The organism is Candidatus Nitrotoga sp. BS (assembly GCF_927797785.1).
Lineage (GTDB): Bacteria > Pseudomonadota > Gammaproteobacteria > Burkholderiales > Gallionellaceae > Nitrotoga.
The window spans coordinates 21,801-41,553 of the sequence record NZ_CAKMLL010000076.1; the positions used below are offsets into that span (position 1 = coordinate 21,801).

17 protein-coding genes and 1 pseudogene are annotated in these 19,753 nt (G+C 45.2%); 8 read left to right on the top strand and 10 right to left on the bottom strand.

The window, feature by feature from the left end; all coding sequences use genetic code 11:
- Positions 1 to 35: 35 nt before the first annotated feature.
- Positions 36 to 542 (top strand): zinc ribbon-containing protein, encoded by a 507-nt coding sequence (locus tag MJ769_RS09765; RefSeq protein ID WP_239236831.1) that lies wholly within the window; start codon positions 36 to 38, stop codon positions 540 to 542.
- Positions 543 to 644: 102 nt separating this feature from the next.
- Here MJ769_RS09765 and MJ769_RS09770 read toward each other — a convergent pair whose 3' ends face one another.
- On the bottom strand, positions 645 to 1,577 hold the full coding sequence (locus tag MJ769_RS09770; RefSeq protein WP_239236832.1) for a DUF1853 family protein: 933 nt from the start codon (positions 1,575 to 1,577) through the stop codon (positions 645 to 647).
- 32 nt (positions 1,578 to 1,609) lie between these two features.
- Positions 1,610 to 2,311, bottom strand: a complete 702-nt coding sequence (locus MJ769_RS09775; protein ID WP_239236833.1) for a class I SAM-dependent methyltransferase — start codon at positions 2,309 to 2,311, stop codon at positions 1,610 to 1,612.
- Positions 2,312 to 2,565: 254 nt separating this feature from the next.
- Between MJ769_RS09775 and MJ769_RS09780 the strand changes: the two genes are divergently transcribed.
- Together MJ769_RS09780 and MJ769_RS09785 are read left to right on the top strand one after the other, a co-directional pair.
- Positions 2,566 to 2,898 carry a DUF2325 domain-containing protein gene (locus MJ769_RS09780; protein ID WP_239236834.1) on the top strand — a complete coding sequence of 111 codons (333 nt, stop codon included), beginning with the start codon at positions 2,566 to 2,568 and terminating at the stop codon, positions 2,896 to 2,898.
- A complete protein-coding gene (locus MJ769_RS09785) occupies positions 2,871 to 3,404 on the top strand; it encodes an FMN-binding protein (RefSeq protein WP_239236835.1) in 534 nt (177 codons plus the stop codon). The genes MJ769_RS09780 and MJ769_RS09785 overlap by 28 nt, the downstream gene beginning before the upstream one ends.
- A gap of 37 nt (positions 3,405 to 3,441) precedes the next feature.
- On the opposite strand, the gene acs is transcribed toward MJ769_RS09785, so the two are convergent.
- Both acs and MJ769_RS09795 read right to left on the bottom strand, forming a co-directional pair.
- On the bottom strand, positions 3,442 to 5,412 hold the full coding sequence (acs, locus tag MJ769_RS09790; protein WP_239236836.1) for an acetate--CoA ligase: 1,971 nt from the start codon (positions 5,410 to 5,412) through the stop codon (positions 3,442 to 3,444).
- 773 nt (positions 5,413 to 6,185) lie between these two features.
- On the bottom strand, positions 6,186 to 9,215 hold the full coding sequence (locus tag MJ769_RS09795) for a TrlF family AAA-like ATPase (protein ID WP_239236837.1): 3,030 nt from the start codon (positions 9,213 to 9,215) through the stop codon (positions 6,186 to 6,188).
- A 662-nt stretch (positions 9,216 to 9,877) separates the two neighbouring features.
- Here MJ769_RS09795 and MJ769_RS09800 point away from each other — a divergent pair.
- Positions 9,878 to 10,408, top strand: coding sequence for a DUF3617 domain-containing protein (locus MJ769_RS09800; protein WP_239236838.1), 531 nt, complete (start codon positions 9,878 to 9,880; stop codon positions 10,406 to 10,408).
- A 167-nt stretch (positions 10,409 to 10,575) separates the two neighbouring features.
- Here the strand turns inward: MJ769_RS09800 and MJ769_RS09805 are convergent, their stop codons facing one another.
- The 4 genes and pseudogenes from MJ769_RS09805 to MJ769_RS09820 form a co-directional block, all read right to left on the bottom strand.
- A complete protein-coding gene (locus tag MJ769_RS09805) occupies positions 10,576 to 11,145 on the bottom strand; it encodes a DUF6515 family protein (protein ID WP_239236839.1) in 570 nt (189 codons plus the stop codon).
- Positions 11,146 to 11,387: 242 nt separating this feature from the next.
- A complete protein-coding gene (locus tag MJ769_RS09810; RefSeq protein WP_239236840.1) occupies positions 11,388 to 11,696 on the bottom strand; it encodes a Spy/CpxP family protein refolding chaperone in 309 nt (102 codons plus the stop codon).
- 292 nt (positions 11,697 to 11,988) lie between these two features.
- Positions 11,989 to 12,099, bottom strand: a pseudogene (locus MJ769_RS09815) (IS481 family transposase); the annotation flags it as partial.
- 121 nt (positions 12,100 to 12,220) lie between these two features.
- The gene (locus MJ769_RS09820) at positions 12,221 to 12,547 is read right to left on the bottom strand and encodes a Spy/CpxP family protein refolding chaperone (protein ID WP_239236841.1); all 327 of its coding nucleotides are present in this window, start codon (positions 12,545 to 12,547) and stop codon (positions 12,221 to 12,223) included.
- A gap of 226 nt (positions 12,548 to 12,773) precedes the next feature.
- Between MJ769_RS09820 and MJ769_RS09825 the strand changes: the two genes are divergently transcribed.
- Positions 12,774 to 13,460 (top strand): response regulator transcription factor, encoded by a 687-nt coding sequence (locus tag MJ769_RS09825; RefSeq protein WP_239236842.1) that lies wholly within the window; start codon positions 12,774 to 12,776, stop codon positions 13,458 to 13,460.
- Entirely contained in the window at positions 13,460 to 14,875 is a 1,416-nt protein-coding gene (locus MJ769_RS09830; RefSeq protein WP_239236843.1) for an ATP-binding protein, read from the top strand. Before MJ769_RS09825 ends, MJ769_RS09830 begins: the two co-directional genes overlap by 1 nt.
- Before the next feature lie 151 nt (positions 14,876 to 15,026).
- Here MJ769_RS09830 and MJ769_RS09835 read toward each other — a convergent pair whose 3' ends face one another.
- Positions 15,027 to 15,815 carry a J domain-containing protein gene (locus MJ769_RS09835; RefSeq protein WP_239236844.1) on the bottom strand — a complete coding sequence of 263 codons (789 nt, stop codon included), beginning with the start codon at positions 15,813 to 15,815 and terminating at the stop codon, positions 15,027 to 15,029.
- On the bottom strand, positions 15,812 to 17,530 hold the full coding sequence (locus MJ769_RS09840; RefSeq protein ID WP_239236845.1) for an SEL1-like repeat protein: 1,719 nt from the start codon (positions 17,528 to 17,530) through the stop codon (positions 15,812 to 15,814). Before MJ769_RS09840 ends, MJ769_RS09835 begins: the two co-directional genes overlap by 4 nt.
- 779 nt (positions 17,531 to 18,309) lie before the next feature.
- Between MJ769_RS09840 and MJ769_RS09845 the strand changes: the two genes are divergently transcribed.
- Positions 18,310 to 18,675 carry a group I truncated hemoglobin gene (locus MJ769_RS09845; protein WP_239236846.1) on the top strand — a complete coding sequence of 122 codons (366 nt, stop codon included), beginning with the start codon at positions 18,310 to 18,312 and terminating at the stop codon, positions 18,673 to 18,675.
- Positions 18,676 to 18,691: 16 nt separating this feature from the next.
- A complete protein-coding gene (locus MJ769_RS09850) occupies positions 18,692 to 19,687 on the top strand; it encodes an FAD-binding oxidoreductase (protein ID WP_239236847.1) in 996 nt (331 codons plus the stop codon).
- Positions 19,688 to 19,753: the final 66 nt, after the last annotated feature.

The following is a 19,753-nucleotide window of genomic DNA, read 5'->3' on the forward strand; positions in this document are numbered from 1 at the left end:
ATTGCCTTCTATGCTGCGTTTACAGGAGATTCACCATGGAAAGCAATGATCAAGACAAGAGCAAGCTGACAGAACAGTACGACAAGCTTGCAAGTAAATTCAATGAATTTTATTTGGCAGGAAAGGAACGTGGGCGTGAGTCAATGTCAGTGGCGCTCGATAAAGCCAACGAGCATCTGGCTTCACTTGGGGAGTTCAGCGCTGAACGCGGGGAAGAAATGAAGCAATACCTTGCCCGCGACCTGGATCAGACCATATTGGATGCCCAGAAACTTGGCGAAGAGGCCAAAGAACGATTTCACCCGGCTCGAGTGGGCGCAGGAGCACTTTCTTCCCTCGCAACCGTGCTGGAAATGACCGGTAATGCGTTGCGTTCCCTGAGTAGTAAAACAAAAGAGACACTTACGTACAAAACAGGCGAGATTACATCCGCTGGCACATTGACCTGCCAGGCGTGCGGGCAGCAAATGCAGCTCAAGAAAACAGGGCATGTCCCGCCTTGCCCAAAATGCCATGGCACCCTTTTTAACAAAGGCTATTAATTACTCGGGCATCGGTTGCTTGCAACGCACCGGCTTTGCTGTTTTGTGACACCTCTCTTTCTAAACTTAACCGAATGTTGGTGACCAGCTTTTCAGCTTACTTCATATGTCGATGATTGGCCATTTGCTGCACATCACAAATCCGCGTGTTGCTTCGCGCCAGCTATTATTCATATCACGCTGCAGTTCGATCACATGCACAGACTCTCTGGAAACTGCGAAATGCGCATTGAGTGCAGCGCATATCTCAGCCTGCCCCATTACGCTTGCTTCCGCTTCCAAGCGCACGGGAGCCAAAAAACGTATGCGCGACAGGATAATCCAGCAGCTAGTTGGTGTTGTTTGCGGTAGTGAGCCAACTGGATGGTGTATCCACCAGCCGGACAAATGGTTGTCTGATACGCCGGGGATGGGTGTGATGGGAATAAAATACTTTCCTGCTTGAGTTACAGGATAGAACAAATAGCCTTTGATGAAGGCCTGTGTTTTCTTCAGCACTACCCCATTTGGCAGAGCTGCGCGTCCGGCGGGTGTGTGGCCTAATTGAAGTTGGTATTGGAATACGCGATCCAGTTTAATATCGAGCCGGTCGCACACGGCACGGCCTATGAATGCGTGTTGTTCGGACAGCGGTTCAGCTTGCAAATAGAACTTGACGGCGGCTTCCCAATGACAAATATTTCCATCGGCATCGCGAAATAAAAAATCATATTCTCCCAAGGTGCGTTGCGCGTTTTGAACCTGCAAATTGGTGGCGATGATTTGTGTATCAGGTATGTACGCTAAAAAGAACGCAATGAGTGATTCAAAATAGTGGCCGAGGCGACGTGTTGGACGCTGGGCAATAAAATCATGCAGGCTGCGAGGCTCAATGTCCAAAGCAATTAGCCACTGGGCACATGTTTTTAATTGCGCGCGACACCAGACATCTTCCACCACGCGTCCGGTATAAGCGGGCCAAGTTTCATCCAGCAAACCAGGCGAACCGATAGCCCACGCAAGGTCGCGAACAATAGGGTCGCGCAATGAGTCCATGAAAGTATCTCTCGGAAGAGGGGACATGTTGACTAAACAGGCTTATAGCCAACGCTGATGAGGATTTCAACGTTTAACCAAATGCCTTGCTCATCGGCAAGCAGTTCAATCTCTTCCTGATGTGCTGGACGGAAGCGTGCTAAATCAGAGGAAGAAAGCTGATTCAATAAGCCACGGAAGCCGCTATACCATAAAATATCCCACCACTCTTCAAACCTGGCAAGATGATATCCAACATGATGTGTGTGTATATACAATTGTTCCAGTCCCGCTGATTGATACAAAGTGCGGATTTTCTCTGCACTATCCAGTCGCTTCCAGGATAGGGATGGTATAGCAACCCCATAAGTTAGAATGCGTTCGATGAATTTTTGCGACAGGGGTTCCATAACCGCACCTGTAAAACTTGAGATTCCAATAGCGCCGCCGGGTTTAACATGCTTGGCGATGGACTTGAGTCCGGCCTCCATATCAGGCAGGAAGAATATGCCAAAGCCGCAACAAGCAGCATCAAATGAATCGACGGTAAAAGTCGAATCCTCCATATCCCGGCAGTGAAATTCGAGATTGCTTAACTGCTGGGCCTGAGCTTTGACCTTGGCTTTTGCCAACATTCCATCAGATAAATCAATGGCCGTCACATGTCCTGCGCCCAGCCGCTGTGCACAAGCCAGCGCAACCGAACCTGTACCCGTGGCCACATCCAAAACATGCTCGTTTCCAGCAAACCTCATATTAAGTGTGGAACTTGGTTGTAATCACACAATCTTGGCACTACTGCCTTGCTATCGTTATTATTAATGATAATTATTATCAAATATATTGACATTAAAAATGATAATCATTATCATTTGATCAGTTGTTGCTATAGAGCACATAAAATTTAAATGCATACCATCTTAGCCGGTGGCCATATTGTCCACTCACTTGGAAATAATCAGCAAATTTAGCCAGTCAATTTGTAGCAATCAATCACGAAGAGGAAAACATGAATGCAATGCTAATAGGTGCGGATCGTTTGGGAAATATTCCAAAGCTGCTTTCTGATTGGAATATAAATATCACCCAGCATATCACTGGTCGACATGTGTCACATCAGCGAAAACCACAAGGATTACCCAAGAATACGGAACTTTTGATATTATTCACGGATTTTCTGGGACATAATGTGATGCGCCATTTTCGTAATATGGCGCAAACTCGAGGTGTACCTTTTATTGCTTGCCGTCGATCTGCAAGTTGTCTTGCACAGTCACTGGAACATTGCTTTAACGGAAAAATTGATCCTTCAAAATGCCAAAATTGTCCATTTCGCCCCTGATTTTATTTATCGCTTTCTTGCTCATACTATTTTCAAGCTTGGCACAAGCCTTAGAACACGTTTACCAACAACCGGAAAATTTTGTTAATGAACAATTTAAGGCAAAACCGAAAGTAAAATTAATATTGCTAACCAAGGAGATGCAGTCTGAGGTTTCTCGCATCCTCGGCCATGCACCCAGAAAATTGCGTCAACGATATTGGACTGATGGTTTACGAACGTTATGGATTTTAGAAGAGATAGGTAAAACCGATCCAATTACCGCAGGCTTTGTCGTAAAAAATGGTCGCATCGAAAAGGCTAAGGTTTTAATTTATCGTGAGCATAGGGGAATGGAAGTGCGCTTTCCATCTTTTTTGAAGCAATTCAGTGGTGTTTCTCTAAGTACTGGAAACAGTCTTGATCGGAAAATTGACGGTATTACCGGCGCTACACTTTCGGTACATGCCATGGAACGCATGGCTCGTACAGCACTGTATTTTGACAAACTTAGCAGCACCAAATGAATTCATATCCATTGCACTGCTGGCTTAACCTACTGGTTTATTGAATAACTTCCTTTAGTTGTTCAAGAATCGCCGGATTTTCCAGCGTCGAAATATCCTGCGTTATCTCTTCACCCTTGGCTATAGCGCGCAACAGGCGACGCATGATCTTGCCGGAGCGCGTCTTGGGCAGATTATCACCGAAGCGAATTTCGTCCGGCTTGGCAATTGGCCCGAGTTCCTTGCTGACCCAATCACGCAAGCTTTCAGAAATTTGTTTTGCGGTAGTGGCATCCTCCGGCCGCGAACCTTTTAACACCACAAATGCCACTATAGCCTCTCCTTTTATATCATGCGGCTTTCCGACTATAGCGGCTTCTGCCACCAGCGAATTTGACGCCAGCGCGGATTCTATTTCCATCGTCCCTAAGCGGTGGCCGGATACCTTCAATACATCGTCAATGCGCCCCAATATCCAGAAATAACCGTCTTCGTTTCGGTGAGCTGAATCGCCCGCCAAGTAAGCACCTTTCATTTCATCTGGAAAGTAGCCTTTGCGATAGCGTTCATCATCGCCCCATATGGTACGGATTTGAGAGGGGAAAGAACGTTTGATGACGAGAAAACCGCCATGTTGGTCATGCACTTCGTCACCTGCTTCGTTAACGATAGCGGCCATTATTCCGGGCAACGGCAAGGAGCAGGAACCAGGTCTTGTTGCCATTGCTCCCGGCAGAGGTGCAATCATGTGGCAGCCAGTTTCGGTCTGCCACCAGGTGTCCACAATCGGGCAGCGCGACTGACCGACTACGGTGTAATACCACATCCATGCATCCGGATTAATCGGCTCGCCCACGCTACCAAGCAGACGCAGACTGGAAAGATTGTATTGTTTCGGTAATTCGCCACCTAGTTTAATCAGCGAGCGGATGGCGGTGGGCGCAGTGTAAAAAGTGGTGACTTGATGATCTTGAATCATCTTCCAGAAACGCCCGGCATCGGGCCAAGTGGGCACGCCCTCAAATATCACTTGCGTCGCACCCACTGCCAGCGGGCCATATGCCACATAGCTGTGGCCAGTCACCCAACCCACGTCAGCGGTACACCAAAAAACATCATCAGGCTTATAGTCAAATACCCATTGCATGGTAACTATGGTGCCAAGCAAATAGCCGCCGCTGGAATGCTGCACCCCTTTGGGCTTTCCCGTAGAACCTGATGTATACAAAATAAATAATGGATGCTCCGCACCCACCCATTCCGGCTCGCATGTAAATGGGTGGTCGGCGATCACATCATGCCACCACAAATCATGCTTCTCATTCCACTGCACTTCATATCCCGCGCGTTTATAAACAATTACGCTATGCACTGAATCGCAACCGCCCATGCCGAGCGCTGCATCTACAGCGGACTTAAGCGGTATCGTTTTACCGCCGCGCAGCTGTGCATCGGCGGTAATGACAGCACATGCTTGTGCATTTTCAATGCGCTCATTCAGGCTTTTTGAAGAAAAACCACCAAAAACGACCGAATGGATTGCACCAATACGCGCGCATGCCTGCATTGCCACCACTACCTCAATGCTCATGGGCATATAGATAACTACACGGTCGCCTTTCCGAATGTTGCGTGACTTCAGCGCATTGGCAAACTGGCACACACGGGCGTGTAACTCGCGGTAAGAAATCCTGGTCACCTGTCCGTCATCCGTTTCAAAAATCAGCGCGATTTTTTCAGGTTGCGTCGCCAGATGCCTATCCAGACAATTATAAGAAACATTCAATTCGCCATCCGCGAACCACTCGTAAAACGGCGCCCGACTCTCATCTAACACCGTATTGAATGATTTGTTCCAAACGATATGCTCGCGTGCTAGCCGTGCCCAAAATCCTTCGTAATTTTGTGCCGCCTCGCTGCACAGAGCTTGGTAGGCCGCCATACCAGAAACATTAGCCTGTTCGACAAATGCATTGGCAGGCTGAAAAATGCGGTTTTCATGCAAAGCTGATTCGATGCTGGTGGGCATGGTGGTCCCTCGGTATTGTTAATGTTTCGTATTTGGCGGGATCAAATGTAGGTTTTTTTTCAGGTAGCGTCAACAATAAAGCTTATTGATGCTCGAGTGTGGGCATTCGGCCGTGGCGAAGAAAGCTGGCAGTTAGCTCGTCATATTATCTATCGCGACTCCAAACACAGAGGCCAGCCCGTGGACCTATTTGACCGAAATCTGGCTTAATCTCGTTGTGCATGCCAGCTAATAATCAAAGCCACTTGAAACGGCACAAAACTCTAACAGCGTCGATATTGAATACCAGCACGAAAAAAAGGTGAGAATGTCCTGTACGATGGCGTGGATTGGAAGCAGAAGCACGAGCAGCGGGTCTAGGAAGTCAATGATGTGAAGCGTGACAGAATATAAATCCCACTTGCAGGTAGCTCTATCATGCCTACTGCGTAGCCTCGAACTGCTTGCCGTCAGCGGAAGTTGTTCGGAATCACCGAACAGCTGAATTTTCATCTATTTCGCCATCTTCAAAGATGTATTTGATGTGCTTGCTGATCGTGCCCTTGACCTTGCCGAATAACTCAGTAAGTTACTTCTGATTCGGCCACAGGGTTTCGGCATCCGGCATCACATCAATCTTGGTGCGACCGTCTTTGCTTAGGTAGATCAGGAATTGGCGTATTTCATTCATTTTCGCTCCAATCAGAGTCCGTTGTCTGGACGATCTTCAGCTCGTTGCCGGTGAATTTGGTGAGGCTGTAGAAGAAGGTATCGGCGATAAGGAAGTTCATAAGCTACTTGGAACTGCAACTTACTGCAACTTGTTGAACAGGTGATTCATTGATGCCAAGACGCAGTCGCTTTGCTCTAGCTCTAAAGGCGCGCTCTCCACCTTCAAGGATGTCGCATACTCGTTTACGGATATGAGGATTCTCCAATCCACCAGACTCATAGGTGATCTGTGGCAACTCACCGGGACGATGCTGTCCTGCTGTTGCGACAATAACTTGATCTGCGTCAGTATTCACGACGAGATTTGCGTTGTGCGTCACGATGATAATCTGACGTCGGTTTTTGGCGAGTCTAAATCGGCTAACCAACTCATCGAAAATTGACTGCGGATCCAAGTTTTCCTCTGGCTGATCGATGATCAGTGGTCGATCATCCTCTTCGTCAATTGCGAGATAGAGGAGCAATAGAACAATTCCACGCGTGCCGGGCGACAGTAGCTCAATATCCACGCCGTCGTATTGAACACCATACGCAATTTCGATGTGGTTGGTGCTGTGTAGCCACTTAGACACAGACGAAACCCATTCGCGATTGTCTTCAGCCTCAGGCTTGTGAGCCCTGAGTGATGCCTCGTTTTCTTGGATGAACTCCATTATGGCGGCAGAGACATCTCTCGGACTGCCGCTTTGCCATGGACCAAACAATATTTTCGTTGCGGTATCGAGAAGTGCGCCACGCCCCTTGAACGGGCCAATTCGGCGCAAGTCGAGAAGTGCTTCACCTTTTGCTGCCCATTGCTCAATATCAACCTGGCGCCTAACTGCAAAACCTAGCTTCCCTAGTGTCCCAGATGAGCTGCTTAGCTGCTTAGCGAGCGGAGCATAGAGAAGTTTTAGCTGGGTCTCCAGGTCAACTATGGCACCAAAGACACCGGCATATGCATCCAGTCTGAGTTGAATTAGCTCTTGAATTCGGCGGTCAGAATTATTCGCTTTAGCGATTTTTGCGTCAAATTTTTCCAATGTTTTATTCGCCTTGGATATCTTTTCATTCAAGGCAGCGAATCGTTTCGCGTTCTGTGCATCCATGCCAATCAACTTGCCAAGCCGTGCTACTTCTTGCTGAAGCAACGCGATAGTTACCTCGGAGAGGTTGGCATTGTCTGCGATCAATTGCACGTTGGGATCAAAGCCTACTTCTGGCTCTGTGGATGTAGGTACTGTTCCGGCAATACGTTTGCACTCGTCCTCAGCTTTCTTGCTATGGTTATGAAGGATCAGGTCTACATCACCGACGAAAGCGAGTTTGAACTGATCCCACTCGGACTGTTCAAGCGCCGCATCAGATCGAACATTTTGCAGCTCTGCAAGCCAAGCAGGCGCTTGGCGTACCTTTATGTCTAATACGTCCTCTAAGAGCGCATTCAATGTACGTAATCGTGCCTGAGCAACTTCGAGTCCCCGGCGACGCATTTCGAGCGCATCAACGAGTTCTTCGTGACGCCTTGCTCTTGCGTCTTGCCCCTTGCCGATTAATACCCCTCTGTCCTTTTGATCCTGCCCAATCTGCTTTGCTAATTCAGCTCGTTGTTTCATGAGTAAGGGCAGTTCTTGCTTCAAATGACGTTCCTGAGTTAGAGCACTGGATGCCGATACAAACTCCTGCTCATGGCGAGTTCTGCACTCCACTGCTGCGGCAGACTGGAGCACGTAAAGGTCGTTGAAGGAACTCGCACCTTCCCGCTCATCGACTGGGTGGGCATTGAAAATTACTCTCTCAATTTCTTCGACTAATGAATTCGCAAGGCCTTCAGCTGAGCACAAGTTCTCCACGAACTGTTGAGACAAGTATTGGACTCTTGGTGTGTCCAACAAGTCTTCAACATCAATTTGCTTGAGATCATTCCCAGTAATCTCACCATGCTCCCATGAAAGTTCTGATCGGCTATCGCCAAGGTGTTCTCTGGCCCTAACAACAAATGACTTTGGGTTTAGTCTTGAACTGACTGCAAATCCACCCGCAGCAATCAAATCAGCAAGGGCGGTTTTACCTGATCCTCTTGCCCCAATAATTGCGATAAGCCCCGGATTAAGAGGTATGTTTGCTGGGATCATCCAAAGAGCGTTTGACACACGCACAGATTGTATGGTGTGCCCCGCCAAGGATCCACGCGGAGATTGTGCGCCGATGTGCACACGGCTTTCCGGCTCAATGCATGCTTGTCGCAGTGACTCAAATGTCAGGTCGCCTTTAATCCAGCATAGACGCTGAGCATCTGGCACGCCAACTCGCCCCATTACGTGGGCATCAGAGCCGTGTAGACAAGGCTTCATACCGCCCCATTTGGATTCTAGATCTTCTAGGGTAGCGCTTCGCCGTCCCAACCAAAACTCAATTTGAGAAGCGTTTGAAGAGAAAATGATATGCGCAAAGGCCTCAATACTCTTTCGAAGAGCGGAAAATGAGTCACTACTGTCACGAAGACCAGATGTGCCGTCACGTTCACCCGCTGCAACAGCGACAAGGCAGTTTTTCCTGATCCACTCACTGCTCTCCCATACTGCCTGCAATTGCTCGAAGCTAACCTTGAATTGGTTTACTCCTACAGCGAGTGCTGCCTGATCATCTTCGGCCTGTGGTTGATGTTTGCGTCCAAGACTTATGAGGTCGGCTCGGCAACAACGGTAACTCTCATGCAAGTAGCGGAAATTAAGCCGTTCTAGAATTCGCTTTATTTGCTCGACATGATCTGGTGTATCTGGAGAAAAGAGTAGGTGGACATTTACACCTGATCCCTTAGAAGTTTCGATGCCAAAACGCATCTCCACATTTGGAAAAATGAGACCAACATTTGCAATACGTCCCGAATTCTTATGAAACAAAGCTTGTTCATACTGCTCAATTGACAAATAGTCGGTAATACCAAGCGCACGAATCTGTGGTTGCGAAGATTCAACTTGGCTAAGGAACGTTTGCCAGGGGTCAGCACCACCGTACTGGTCATTTAGGATAGTGCCGGGAGTATGGATGTGTGGATCCCATCTATGCCAGACCGATCCACAACTTTCCTCAGCACTTAATTTATTGGTCACGACGTACTTCCTCTTAAATCGTAGGGAGAATTGAGAATTGGGCGATCGAAGAATGCGTTTGACATATTTTTTGTTATTGATGCGATTTTGCTTTAGCTGCGGATAGTATCCCGTGCTGCGTAGATGGGCAATCAACAGGGAAAGAAGGAACCATCGAGCAAATAGTGGTTTCAATATTTCTGAACATTTCAACGATTTTTTGAGCAAAGCTTGATCACCCGCTCCTTATTTTGCGTTACTGCTATCGCCAAATCCTCCTGTTTTCTACTTTGTCGTCTACAGACGGGGCAGGGCAGGTGCATTCCGTCCATCAGCTAACGGGATTTTTCCCCAAGCGAGGGTAGCGCGTTATGTTGAATCTAAACTACCGATTGATCACCGGAACACATACTTCACCCGTGCTTATTGATCTGGTTCAATATATTTGAACTTATCGGCCAGTCAAGCTGCCCAACTGCACAGTGACTACTCATTCCAACTTCAAACTTTACTTGGTTGTATCATATTAGATGAAGAAATGCTTACGAATACGATTCTTCTGGTTTGTGGCGAGAGGTTCTGTCCAGCCTATATGATCGAAAGTCTATAATATAAACAATATAAACTCACTCAACTTGACTCAACATTGAGCCATGAATTATCAATCACGTTCAGGAGATTCTATGCGTAAAACGCTACTTTCAATATCATTTTTGTTCACGGTATCTACTGCAAACTCGGCGGAATTTAATATGCGTCCGGGATTATGGGAAATGACGACGAAATCAGACCTATTGGCGCTAGTGCCCAGAATTCCGGCGGATCAAATGCAAACTTTGACAAACTTGGCTAAACAATACGGATTGGATATGCCAAAGATCAGTAATGGAGCAGCGACATCTGAAGTTTGCATTACCCAGGAAATGGCCAAGCAAAAAATTCCAACTTTTTTGAGTCAAAATCAATATGGATGTGATATTAAAGATGTGACTCAAACAGGAAAAGACTACAAAATAAATCTTATTTGTGAGGGCGCTATCCTTAAGGGGAATGGAGTAACCGAGGGGATTTTTACAAGCCCAGAGAGTTTTACAGGCCGAACTGAATTCAAAGGTGTTGTTCAGGGCAACCCTGTTAATGAACGCGCCTACACTGACGGTCGATGGATGGGTGCAGACTGCGGAGCGGTGCAGCCTTTACGTGCCCATCGCTAAGCGAATGTGCAACAATTAAGCAGCTAGCTGCCTGTCGGACTTAAAGGAAATCAGCTGCAAATCCGCTTGGCCAGTGCAGGCCCCTCCGTTTTTTGGTCAATAGAATGACTATTGATCGGCGAATGACTTTCAACATTCTAAATTCCACGCCAAGATTTTGTAATCACCTATTTCACAAAGTATCCTCGCGCTTCAAGGCATGCGCCCATTGCGCGTTGGTAATCTTGTACTGTGGGGTTATAGTTAGCATCGCTAACGGCCCACTCATGGCACTCATACTTGTCGCTGATTGTTTGCTGTTCGCTCTGCCCAGCAGCTGGATAGACGATTAATTGATTGGAACCTAAGCTGCCGGGATCAGTATGCACCTCATTAGGATTCGTGATCACGACGTACCCGTTAGGTGCATGTCGATAATAGTCATCACCGTATTGGAAGTATCGATTCGCACCGAAGCCAAAGGAGACATAACCGCCTGGAAGTGCAGCGATGAATGCTCCAATAGGCGCGCTGATTGTTACATAAGATCCGTTTACATAACGGTAAAACCGGCCATTATGGGAGAAATATGGCTTGCTCCTGTGAGCAACTTGATGAGAATGACCTTTAGGTAGGGCTTTTGAAGGTTTGTGGCCCTTCTGAGCCCCTCGATGATCATCAGGTGCTGCATCAGCGGGTGGTGCAACTGACCAGCTCATAAGTGTTGCCAATATCATAACTGCTGTTGTTTGGAACATGGTGGTCTCCTAATTGGTTGCAGAATTAGTGTCTGTTTTTATCTGAACTTCTGCCTGATTGCTGTCGAATGCCGCCTATACGTTTTTTGCAGATAGATGACGAAATGCTCGCGTTCTTCTTGTGTCATAGAGGCCGCAGAAAATTTAGAGACCCTCATGGCTATAAGAGTCTCAGCATTTGTTATTGACTAAAAAACATTAATCCGAACATAACGATAAGTAATTCATTTTTGTCGGCCGGTCTATTTTTTTTCTTTGTGGCGAAATCGGCGTTCTGACATTTCTTCATACTTTGCGAGTTGCTCTTCAGTTAATACCGTACTGAGTTGGCTAAGCGTTTTCGCACGTTGCTCTTCATGATAGCTTTTCATGCTTTCATGTTTTGCCTTCATGATTCCACGGAACTGAGTTTCTTGTTCGGTAGTGAGTTCAAGCTTTTTGGATATGCGATCGCAGTGTGGACCACCTTCTCCACCTTGACGAGCTGAAACGGATGCTGCTCCTAGTCCGAGGACAGATATTATTAGTAAAGTTGGAATTAATTTTTTCATGACTTTTTCCTTTGCATTGATTATTTAATATAAGCGTTAATCTGTTTGATTAACGTGAGTGCCATATTAAGTACTTCTCTGTAAAGAGTACGTAGAGATAAGTAAATATAAGTAACGCTTTGTAAAGACATGTAAATGTCGATAACTATTTCAATTTATTAGTAACTATAGGAACTGTAGGGCACTTACATATATCCATAAGTGTCAATATGAAAAAGTTAGCCCATGACTGCAATTTGATTAATGGAAAACGATAAAAAATTTTGTTTGGATTTGAAGGAGTTTTTAAAGCATCTCTCGCGATGGCCATAATTTTGCAGGCTTTAGAGACGTTTTGAAGATACGAAGCAAGATTGAGCAATCCTGCCTTATGTTTAATGATTGGGTTGCCAGTATGGAATATGAGCGTTACCTTTCTTTAAGTATGATGACGGATTCAACACCCATATCAAACTCGGTAACGCTCACTTTTACAACTGCACTTCCAGATCAGATTGAGACTAGTTCAATTAACGATAAATAATTCATTTTTGTCGGTCGGAGTATTTTTTTTCTTTATGGTGGGATCTGCGTTCCGACATTTCTTCAAACTTGGCAAGTTGCTCTTTAGTTAATACCGTACTGAGTTGGCTAAGCGTTTTCGCACGTTGCTCTTCATGATAGCTTTTCATGCTTTCATGCTTTGCCTTCATGATTCCGCGAAACTGAGCTTCTTGTTCGGTAGTGAGTTCAAGCTTTTTGGTCATGCGATCAAAGTGTGAACCTCCATCACCATCTGGACAAGCTAAAGCGGATGCTGCTCCTAGCCCGAGGACAGATGCTATTAGTAAACTTGGAATTAACTTTCTCATGATTTTTTCCTTTATATTGATTATTTAAAATAAGCGTTAATCAATTTGATTAGCGTGGTTGCTATATTAAGAACTACTCTGTAAAGAGTACGTATGGATAAGTAAATATAAGTAAGTGTAAGTAAATATTTGTAAAGATGAACAAATATCGATGAATTTTTGAATTCATTGGTTACTATAGAACCTGTTTATATATACATAAGTGTAAAAATGAAAGTGCGAGTCCATGACAACTATTTTATTAATTGATGACGATAAAGAATTTTGTCTACTATTGAAGGAATTCTTTAAGATCGAAGATATGGAAGTCACGTTTGCTCATGACGGGAAAGCAGGTATCGAAGCTATGCAAGCAGCTCGTCACGATGTGGTGGTGCTCGATATTATGATGCCGCCACCAAATGGGATTGAAGTTCTAAAAAAAGTACGCCCGCAATCCAATGTGCCTATCATTATGCTTACGGCACGGGGAGAAGATATTGACCGTATTGTTGGATTAGAGCTGGGGGCTGATGATTATTTATCTAAACCATGTAACCCACGTGAATTATTGGCAAGAATTAGAGCGGTGCTTCGCCGCACTCAATTATCTAACACTGAGCAACCCGAGGTTATCAATGCTGGTCAGGTTACTCTAAATACCGGCACACGCACCATTACTGTCAACGGCAAGCTAATAGAGCTCACGAGTACACAATTTAGTGTGCTAGAGCAACTCATGCGACATGCGGGTAAAGTTATTACTAAGGAAGATTTAACAGAAAAAGTTCTTGACCGGAAACTTGATTCATTTGATCGCAGTATTGATATGCATGTCAGCAATATCCGTAAGGTGCTTAACCGTAATAGTGAAATACAACATATCAAAACGATCCGGAATGTCGGTTATCAGTTCGTCCTAGAGCAAGAATAATGTTTAAAGTGATCAATATTCATAGTCTATTCTGGAAGATATTTTTCGCATTTTGGCTTGCACTATTATTAATTGTTTTAATCACTGCATTTCTTACAAATTATATTATTAATTTTGAAGATCGTAGGCCACTGGGACCAGTCGTATTAGAAAAAAATGCCGCTAGAGCAATTAAAGTATATGAAGAAGAGGGGAATATAGGTTTAAGAAAATATTTCGATGAGGTTCATGATGCTTATGGTGTCAATGAATTTTTATTCGACATTGAAAATAATGAATTAACAAATAAAACATACCCGTACAGTGTGCAACGTGCATTAGTTTTTGAAGATATAGAAGATAACTATAAATTCGTACCGAGCCCTGTACGGACAGGGGCATTAAAATATGAAACAGAAACAGGTAATCGTTATATATTTGTAAGCCAAATGCTCACGCGTGGGCCAGATTCTAAAAATAAGAAACTGAGTCGATTCGGGAAACGTGGGCCATTAGGCCCACCGCTTGAAATGTATACCCTGCTAATAACAGTATCTTTATTTGTTACTGGGCTTATTAGCTACCTTTTATCTTCATATCTGGTTACACCCATTCAAAGAGTACGTGCTGCTACAAAAAAATTGAGTGAAGGTGATCTATCTGTTCGAGTGACTTCAACAGTCAGCCCACGTAAAGATGAACTAGGCGGCCTGGGCAAAGACTTTGATCAAATGGCTTCGCGGCTAGAATCTTTAATGTCTTCACAACAACGTATGCTTCGAGATGTATCACATGAGTTGCGTACACCTTTGGCACGTTTGCTGGTTGCACTTGAGCTTGCAAGAACAAAATCCAAAGGTGCAAGTAAAAATGAACATGATCGTATTGAATACGAAACTCAAAGATTAAATCATCTCATTGGTCAAATATTAGAACTGGTCCGCATGGAACAACGTGAATCCACTCTTGCACTCGCCAATGAAAATGTAACTGAAATCGTGCGACAGGTTGTCAAAGATGCTAATTTTGAGGCTGTAAAACAGAACAAAGGTGTGCAATTAATTGCTGTTGAAGACTGCTACTTAGAGATAAATGCGGAACTAATACATAGTGCGATTGAAAATGTTGTACGCAACGCGGTTAAATTTACGCCTAAAAATTCTAATATAGAAGTATCCGTGGAAAAGCACACGGCAGATAAAGATTATTTGACAATTACAGTACGAGATTTTGGACCAGGTGTACCGAGCGAGGCTTTAGAGCAGCTATTTGAGCCATTTTATAAAATTCGTTCGCGAGATGACGTTGATTCAAGCGGATATGGCATTGGGTTAACGATCGCCGAGCGTGCAGTTCGATTACATAACGGAATGATCTCTGCCAAGAATGGAGAGGTATCAGGCTTGGTTATAATTATTAAACTTCCTATCAACTAATAATTAGAGGTGCCCTATACATAACAAGAATGCCAATAACCCAAGAGTACAGTAAGAGGGCAGGACAATTACTTATTACTTATTATTGTTTTTTTGCCGGAGCTGTTGTGTTTTGTTAGAAATTAAAGCGAAATCAAGTGAATTAGTGTGGTTATACGTTATGCGTGGAAATTTCCTCTAACAGAATTTTTCGCTTAAACAAATCTTGTTGTATCTGTTCAGCCAAATCGCCCAAAGGATCGCTACCTTTCAACTCTGCTCTTTCAATTGTGATTTTTAGTTTATAAATATCAGATCGTTTTTTTTCATACAACTCTTCCTGAATTTCGTCCATACGGCGCTGTAACTGTCCAGTACGGCGAATAACTTTCAACATTCTTAATTCCACACCCAGATCAGGAATTAACTCGCGATCCTCCGGATCATCGGTCTCACGCATCCCAGGATCCTGGATGAACTCCAGTACCAGATTTTCAATGGCCTGCTGATCACCGCGCTCGTAGGCAAGGTTCACCTTTATCATAAATTCGTGGCGGCGCAGTCGCTCCGGCTCCGTGGAAGCGCGATCGGGGTGCATCATCATGGCAGCGCGCCGGAATGCCTGTTTAAGTTGAGGTGTAATCACCAGTGGGGGGGGAGGCTGGGCCTCTATTAAACCCGCTTCTTCAGCCGACTTTCTAGCCTGATCTTGGGCGGCTTGTGCATGGGCTTGAGCAGCCGCATCACCCGGTGATAGCTCCGCCTGTTCGTTAGCAATCTGCGCGTCAAGCTCATCTAACTGAGCGTAGAATCGGCCGACGATTTCATAATAGCGGCGCTGGAACTGTGCAATTTCTGTCTTGGCTGTTTCCAGTTCCAATTCAGCTGAAACAACCTGCTCTGCGAGCTTAACCTGCTCACTCACCAGGCGGGTAATCTCCTGTTCTAAAGTGAGCTTCATTCTGTTGTTTTCCAATTGCTAGTGAATTCGTTCAGTTTCGCCCACGCGGTGGGGTCGATTTTCTCTCTACTACTAACCCCAAGTTCCTTCAATTGATCCAACGCTCTGGCTTCACCTTGCTGTGCAGCCTTGCGATACCATGAGATAGCCTGCTGGTCATCCTGTGTAACACCCCGGCCTTTGCTGTACATGAATCCAAAATTGAATTGTGCTTCTGTATGTCCCTGCTCAGCGGCTTTACCGTACCAAGATGCCGCCTGCTGATCGTCCTGTGTAACGCCCTGGCCATTGTCATACATAATGCCTAGCGTGTATTGCGCTTGCATATCTCCCTGCTCTGCAGCCTTTAGAAACCAAAATGCAGCTTGTTGATCATTTTGGGTAACTCCCAGCCCGTTGTTGTACAAGTACCCTAAATTTAATTGAGCCGTAGCATGCTTCTGCTCAGCAGCTTTGTTATACCAGGACGCGGCCTGCTCGTTATCCTGTGGAACGCCTTGACCTTTTTCATACAAGAATCCCAGATAGAATTGTGCCTCCGCATGCCCCTGTATCGCAGCTTTTTCATACCAAAGTGCAGCCTGTTCATAATCCTGGTGCGCACCCAAGCCTTTTCTGAAAGTGTTTCCTGCTGCATATTGCGCCCGCACATGCCCTTGCTTGGCAGCTTTTAGATACCAAAACGTGGCCTGCTGAAAATCCTGTATTACGCCCTGGCCATTTTTGTACATAACGGCTAGCGCGTATTGTGCCCGCGCATATCCTTGCTCTGCAGCTTTCATATACCAGAATTTAGCTGGTTCATGATCTTGTGTATCCAATTGGCCGCTGTTGTACATGGCTGCCAAATAGAATTGCGCTCGCGCAAGTCCTTGCTCTGCGGCTCTGCGATACCAAAACGAAGCCAGTTCGTAGTTCTGCTTGATGCCTTGACCATTCTCGACCATATATCCCAAAGCTTGTTGCGCCCATGCATTTCCTTGCTCAGCACCCATCTGATACCAAAACACAGCCTGCTCATAGTCAAGTGCAACGCCTTGCCCGCTGTAGTACATAGCGCCCAGAGCATACTGTGCTCGCGTATGTCCTTGTTCTGCGGCCTTGAGATACCATAGTATTGCTTGTTGATAATCCTGTATAACGCCCTGTCCGTTGAAGTACATGGCTCCAAGATCATATTGCGCCTGCTCAAGTTCCCTTTCTGCCGCCTTCTGATACCAATAGAGTGCTTGCTCATAGTCTGCCTCGACTACCTCACCGAGCCAATATAGCCTACCCAAATCATGCCATATTTCAGGGTCATCTTGATTTTGGTTTGCTATACACCAGTCAAAGGCCAGCCTTGCGTAATGCTGAGCATGTTCCTTGTGAACCGGAAAACTCCGTCCACCATTGTGGAGAAGCGATAAGGGGAAATAGGCTTTGCCATATTGGCTATCCGCCAATCGTTGAAAAACGTCCAAGGCATCTTTCAAATCGTCAAGATCATTACGTGTCCAAACCATACCAAAGCCTGTTTTATCGCCTAGTTCGATAATATAGTTATAGGCATTCCGTGCTTGGCGATAAAGCGCGTCATAGTCTTCTGCCAGTGACGGATCTTTACTACTCATAACTGCAGCCATTCCTCGCATAACAAGGCTGCTGCCTTGGCCTGTATGCGCGATAACTTCTTGAGAGGTTGTTTTGGCTGGAAGATTTGTTCGGTCGGTCATAAGTATTTACTCGTTAAATTGTTTCACATTTAATGCGTGAATTTTTTATTTTCAATTTTCATTGTGTGTTAGACGTAGCGACTAGCGTAAGGATGCGATTTTGAAGCACCGAAGTCAAAATATAACCCAACTTTCTCTCGCGAGGGCATTGTTCCATGACGAACTTTGAGGTTATCTTAAGACGGAAGCATTGTCTGACGCAAATTTCAAATTTAACAACCAATCACTTCAAAAGCACCTGAAGCATAAGGGCTTGAAGCAAAATCTATTGAGGCCTATGCGCGCGCCATCCGTCGAATCGGCGAATTCTTCAGATTATCAAATTGACTGTCTGCTCGAGCGGCAATAAGTGGACTACTTCACCGATCTTGTAGTTCTCACTTTTGGAGTGAGATGAGGTTTGACCAGTTTGTTACTACTTATATATTTCCTGATACTGACTTTATAACCGTCGTGCAGGTGAAGCGGCCATCCATCACTGCATGCTTCTTTTGTACCACATACGCTGTCGCCTTGCACTTGCAGCAGTTCGCAACACAGGCTTTGAAAATATAGTTCTTATCTGCACTTAGCCCGTTGGCTCACCCAATCAATCTACGGCTTTGCCGTAGTTCGTTTAACTTCCACATTTTTAAAAAATTGGGCATAACGACTGTGTTCGGCAGATGGTTCGAAGAAGAATTGAGACAGCTTAAAGTCTCATTTTTGCTTGGCCTTGAGTAATAATTGTTGTATTGTATTTAGAGAGATTTTCTAATCTAAACCTCAAGGAGAAATAAATGACGACACTATATGAACGACTGGGTGGACAGCCTGCCGTAGATGCTGCAGTAGATATTTTTTATCGTAAAATGCTGGCTGACGATAAGGTCAGCGGTTTCTTTGATGGAACCGATATGGACAGGCAAATCGCCAAACAAAAGGCGTTCTTGACCATGGTTTTTGGCGGCCCTAATAATTACACAGGTAAGAATATGCGCGACGCGCACAAGCCACTTATTGCAAAAGGCTTGAACGATTCACATGTCGATGCTGTGATTGAACATTTGGGCAGCACATTAAAAGAACTTGGCGCTGCCGATGCAGATATTGCCGAAGTTGCCGCCATTGCTAATGGTGCGCGTAATGATGTGCTAAATCGCTAAGGTTACACTTATATCCATGGCGGTTAATATTTCTTATCAAGGGCGTAAGTATGAGCTTCAAGATGGCGAAACCGTTCTTGATGGCTTGATGCGCCATGGGCAGGATGTGCCGAGCTCTTGTAAGGCAGGAGCCTGCCAAAGTTGCTTGATGCAGGCAAATGACGGTAATCCCGGAAGCAAGGCACAAATCGGGCTGAAAGATACGCTTAAGGCACAAAACTTCTTTTTGGCTTGTCAATGTATCCCCGATAAAGATCTCAGTATTTCCCTGCCTTCTTTGTCGGATACAACCATTCCGGCTGAGATTGTTGGTAAAGAGCAACTTTGCCACAATGTTATAGCCTTGCACCTTAAACCATCAGCTGACTTTTCCTGCCGTGCAGGGCAATATATCAACCTCCTGAGCGAAAACGGCTCTGTAATTCGCAGCTATTCCATCGCTAACCTGCCTGAGCAAGACGGGTTTATAGAGCTACATATTCGAAGAATAAACAATGGCACTATGAGTGTCTGGGCTTGTGACAAAGCAAAAGCAGGTGACACAGTTCACATTCGCGGCCCAGCTGGTGATTGTTTCTACATAGCACCCGATAACGACCAATCTTTTCCAATATTACTGGCTGGAACAGGGACAGGACTTGCCCCAATTGAAGGTGTTGTTCTGGATGCACTGGCGCAAGGTCATAAAGGTGAAATTCGTATCCTGCATGGAGCTTTAAGCGAAAACGATTTATATCATGTTGATATGCTGACAGAGTTAGCGAAGCAACATGCAAATCTGACATATATTCCTTGTGTTTTAAATATGAAGCATGACAAGCCGGGATTCCATACCGGCCCACTGGATCAATTCGTTATGCATATTTTAGAGCCACTGGATAAGACAAAACTGCGCACATATTTCTGCGGTGCGCCCGAGATGGTGAATATATTGAAGAAGAAAGTTTTTCTGGCCGGTGTTGCTTCAAAAAATATTTTCAGTGACCCGTTTATTATGAAAAATAAACAGTGAATTTAAACAAATTGGTGGCGTTGTCAATAGGAGACCTGAAATAATGCACTCCGTTATGTTGTCACT